Below are 4,327 nucleotides of genomic sequence, written 5' to 3'. Positions count from 1 at the left end.
ATGTGGACTCTGACTCCGTTAGTCTTGGTTCGAATCCAGGTTCCCCAGCCAACCGCTTTCAATATCTGATTATCGTGAAAAATCAGTCAGTTAGTTCAGGGGCAAAATTGCCTCGGTAGCCCATTGGTAGCCCAAAGCGGTAGGCCAATCCGGTAGCCCAAACAGCTTCCCCAGAATCAGCCGCTTCTCGTGTTCGTCAGCAGCCAGCCGCAGGGCAGATGCGTAGTCCGTAGGAATGGACTGCTGCGCACGCTTGCGAAGCTCTTCCTCCATCCGGTTGTACTCGTTCAGGTAGGCGAGCTTGAAAGCATCTGCCTTTGCCCCGGTGAAACCCATGACAAGGAACGTGAAGGCGTCCGCCCCGTATAGGGCTTAATGTGGTCTTTTTATTCAGGATGCCGCCCCCGTCCTGTCCGTTTGTATAGCGACTACACACGGGCCTTCGTCCGGCTCATGGTGTCCGCCTGACAAGGCAACGCCAGTCGGGACTGGGATGGAAGACAGGAAGGGGGAGGCAGCTTGGAGGGCTGGTCATGGTCGAGGGGATCAGACCTGCCAGCATGGTCCTGTTCAGGGGCCTCTTCAGTCACGGCTTGAAGCAGACACGTAAGGGCTGGCCTGCGGGGACACTGAAGTTTGGCTTAGGTGTAAGCCTTACTCCTATCCTCCTTCATGTCTTCATAAGGATGATATGATGAAGGATGAAACTGAAGAGGACACCTAAGGAACACCTAAGTGTAACACTTCAGTTGACACTTAAGTGGGTATCTCTCACCCTAATGTGGGCTTTTTATTCAGGTATTGAAATCATTGGTCTTTTTGTTTGTATAGTCGGACTATACAAATGCTGCGTCCTGCACAGCCCGACCACGCACAGGCCCCAGCTTCACCACTGGATGCTGAGGTCTTTCCGCCGCTCGGCTGTGGCGGTGATCTGGACTCGGCCAAGGTAGGCAAGGACAGACTGCCCGACGTGCTGGTGATGCGACCTGCGCCGCTCAAAGCTCCAGCCCACGCCCCGTCCCTTTGGCCAGCGGACGATGTGGATGGAGAACAGCGGGGTCGTGATGAAGAGGTCCATGGTCGCTCCTGTCTGATGGCGCATTGCGGTGGTGATTTGGTGCGGCCAAGGTAGGCAGGAAGCCCGTCATATCAAGCTAAATATTTGATCCCGTTACAGGAATCGTCCCGCTACAGGGGTCATCGGTCAAAGTCTGAGTCCTGCCATAGGGTTGTCCTACGGCCTGCGACAGGCTGTCCTGTGGATAGGGCTGTCGCAGGATGTGGGCGGGAGGGGCCTAAAATCCCCGAGGCTGGTTCTCGGGTGTCATCGTACCGGGAAGACGCTGAAGGCCGTTCCTGGTCGATACGGGTGACAGGGAAATGGCCATCCACCAGCGAAGGCGACTATGCGCCCATCTCGCCGGTTGCGACCTTCTCTTCGTCCTTGATGTAGGCCCCGTCCTTGCGGATGGTCGGGAGGACGACGCGAGTTACCCAGTCTTGGAACTCGCGGGCTTCGGGCACCGCAACTCATCATCCACGATAGTGCTGCAACTGACATCGAAAAATTGTTTAGTGAGAGCATCGTTGACCAACAGACAGACAAGATACAGATCGGCGAAGCCGAGGATGGCTTTCTCCTCACAGTTTGGTCGTTGAAATGCGCAAAGGCCATGCGTTTCGAGCCACCGGCTTACAATTTCGCCTTTATCTCGGGGGACAATAGGTCTGTTATTGACTACTCAATTGATGAACAACTTGGTTTGAAGTCACTCGATGGAGAGAATGTTTACATCGCATGTGCTTCCAGCGAATATCTAGATGCGAAAGTGAACAGCGAGCGCACGGCCTTCACGCTCGAACCGGCAGAAATTGACCAAATAAAACGCGGCGTGGCTGATGTGGCCCGGAAATTTCTCGCGAACTACATTAGCGAAGCCGTTGCAAGGAAGGTAAGTACGGCCAGAGAGGTAATTACAGAGAACCCGCAATTCCTCTATATGGCTGATGGTGTCGAGGAATTCGCTCGCACAATTCAGCCAAACGCGTTTGGCAAGGAGGAAATTTTTCTGGAGATGTCGCGCCAACGATGGCGTCGTCAAAAGAAATTTGGATCACTTGGGGCGTCGATTAAAGAAGGAAAGCTCGGGGAGACTCTAGCCGAAAAGATTGACGAATACTCTAACTATATAGCCGATGAAAAGCGTGGCGCACTTGCTGAATATGTTGTGCGAAGAAAGGCCGTTCTGGATGTCTTCGAGAAATTGCTCGAAAATATCAATCCAGAAAATGATACATACAGCAAAGAAGATGCGATACATCAGCTGTTTTGCCCCATGAGGATCGATTCTGCGGGCCTAACTATTGATGACCATAACCTATGGCTTCTCGATGATCGGCTGGCGTTTTTTAGTTATTTTGCGTCAGATCAACTTCTCTCACAGTATACAACTAAACCTGTAGCTGAGCGGCCCGATCTGGCCTTTTTTTATGACACCTGTGTTGCGTGGCGCGAGAGCGAGGCCACGGACACCATCGTTTTGGTGGAGTTCAAGCGTCCCATGCGCGAGGATTACAGCAAAGGAAAAGATCCAGTTCAGCAGGTGCTGGGCTACGTCAAGCGTCGCGGGTTTCTTGTTGTTGGCCAGCCATGCGTTGAATTTGGTGACAGCCCTGCGATAGTCGATGACCTGCCGGGGCTTCATGGTCCGCTCGGCCAGCCACACGTCCACCATGCTCAAAAGTGGAGTGGCTACACCTTTGGCCGCGTCAACGAAGGCCTTTGCCCGTTCATAGCCCTCCTGCGATTCGATCTGTTCGGCCCGTTCAGTCAGGAGGTGGGAGACAGCTTCGGCGTTGCTGTCGTCGCTTTCTGGCGGATCACGCCATTCCATGGCTTCATCCATGAGCGGGTCGCCTGTGGCGCTGGCCTTCTGCTTCAGCTTCCGTTCCGCCTCCGCAAGTTCAGCCTTCATCTGTGCGACAATCTTGAACTTGTCCCGATTGGCGGTGGTCAGGTTGTCGGTGTGAAGGGGGTGTATCAGATGGGCCTTGCCGACGATCTCCCGCAAGCGCTCAGGCACCTTCACCACAACCCGCCACTGGTTGCCGTGCTTCTTCAGGTGCGTCTTGTCAGCGGCCATGGGCTTGCATCCAATGCGCCACAGGCGCTAGCGGGAGTGGGTTCGATTCCTATTGGTAGCCCATTGGTAGCCCAATTTGGTAGCCCAAAACAACCGCTAAAAACCAATAAATATAAGCATTTCAGCGCTTATGTTTTAAGAAAGTGAGGGTCCAGGTTCCCCAGCCAACCGCTTTCTTCTGAAGATTCAGATTTTGCTTGGGTGGCGCGCTCATGTGGCGCTCGGCGCCTCGCCGCTTCGCAACCGGTTTCCAGGGCGCGGTCATGCTCCGGGCCCCTTCCCATGTTCTCAAAAATTGCGAACAGGTCGCCGATTTGCCGGCGTATGGCGGTTGCTCTGGCGATCAGAAGCGCACGTGGATTCATGTGACGTTGCGCGTATGTAATGATGCCATCGCCAGAATGATTTCTGACAAAATTGACCCAATTACATAGAGAAAATTCGCAAGAATACTTTTGCGAAACAAGCGATGCGGCGACCGTATCTGGCAAGCTGTATTAATGCGCCGGGACGCTTTCCAGATACGCCACCAGATTGGCAATATCGCTGTCGCTCCATAGTCCGTAAAATCTCATGGAATTGCCGGGAATCGTTTTTCGCGGGCTTGATGCGAACCTGGCGAGCAGGTCCGGCGTCCACATCGTTCCGGATTCGCCAGCCCTGGTCATCGCTTCAGAGTAAGAAAAGCCGGGAACCGACCCCACGCGGCGACCCACGACGCCCATCAGATGCGGACCCATGCGATTTGTCGGATGGGTGATGCTGTGGCACGGCGCGCATTTCGCGAAAACGACCTCTCCTGCGGCGATATCGCCCGAAAAGGCTGCGAAACCTGACGCCGGCAAGGCTGCGGCCGCAAGCGCCGCGCGAATTGCCAGGGCTCTGGTCCAGCAGAGCAGCATTCCGTTTCCTCTGGCCCGAGCCACCCACGGATGACGTTCGTCATGGGAGCGATTTGTCGCCACCTGCGCCATGCCTGCCTCTGGTCGCGCCCACCTGGCGCCGGCTGAAATTGAAATGGGGGAGACACCGCAAACCAGTCAGCCTGCAGCCAGCTATTTCATTCGGTCAGGCCGATTGTGTCCATTGCTGGATTCTGGTGATTTCATCTGAACTGGCGCACTAGAGCGGTTTTCGAACGTCTAGAATCATAAGAGGTTCCCCCTTCGCGAGATTTCTGA

At 54.7% G+C, this 4,327-nt stretch carries 3 protein-coding genes and 1 pseudogene; all 4 read right to left on the bottom strand.

Annotation, left to right across the window (positions count from 1 at the left end):
* Nucleotides 1-90 precede the first annotated feature (90 nt).
* Nucleotides 91-345: pseudogene (locus IE243_RS22200) on the bottom strand (hypothetical protein); the annotation flags it as partial.
* Between the two features lie 541 nt (nt 346-886).
* Nucleotides 887-1,081, bottom strand: coding sequence for a hypothetical protein (locus IE243_RS22195; RefSeq protein WP_191321472.1), 195 nt, complete (start codon nt 1,079-1,081; stop codon nt 887-889).
* 1,360 nt (nt 1,082-2,441) lie between these two features.
* Nucleotides 2,442-3,146: a DUF6538 domain-containing protein gene (locus IE243_RS24065; protein WP_373301735.1), complete on the bottom strand. Its 705-nt coding sequence runs from the start codon at nt 3,144-3,146 to the stop codon at nt 2,442-2,444.
* 497 nt (nt 3,147-3,643) lie between these two features.
* Nucleotides 3,644-4,048 (bottom strand): c-type cytochrome, encoded by a 405-nt coding sequence (locus tag IE243_RS22185; RefSeq protein ID WP_191321470.1) that lies wholly within the window; start codon nt 4,046-4,048, stop codon nt 3,644-3,646.
* Nucleotides 4,049-4,327: the final 279 nt, after the last annotated feature.

This window comes from Camelimonas fluminis, assembly GCF_014656355.1.
GTDB lineage: Bacteria > Pseudomonadota > Alphaproteobacteria > Rhizobiales > Beijerinckiaceae > Camelimonas > Camelimonas fluminis.
The sequence above is the reverse complement of the archived record's forward strand: the minus strand, read 5'-3'. Positions and strand labels throughout refer to the sequence as shown.

Coding starts and splice junctions, on each gene's coding strand:
- IE243_RS22185 (WP_191321470.1), bottom strand. CDS start 4,048: ATGCTGCTCTGCTGGACCAGAGCCCTGGCAATTCGCGCGGCGCTTGCG.
- IE243_RS24065 (WP_373301735.1), bottom strand. CDS start 3,146: ATGGCCGCTGACAAGACGCACCTGAAGAAGCACGGCAACCAGTGGCGG.
- IE243_RS22195 (WP_191321472.1), bottom strand. CDS start 1,081: ATGGACCTCTTCATCACGACCCCGCTGTTCTCCATCCACATCGTCCGC.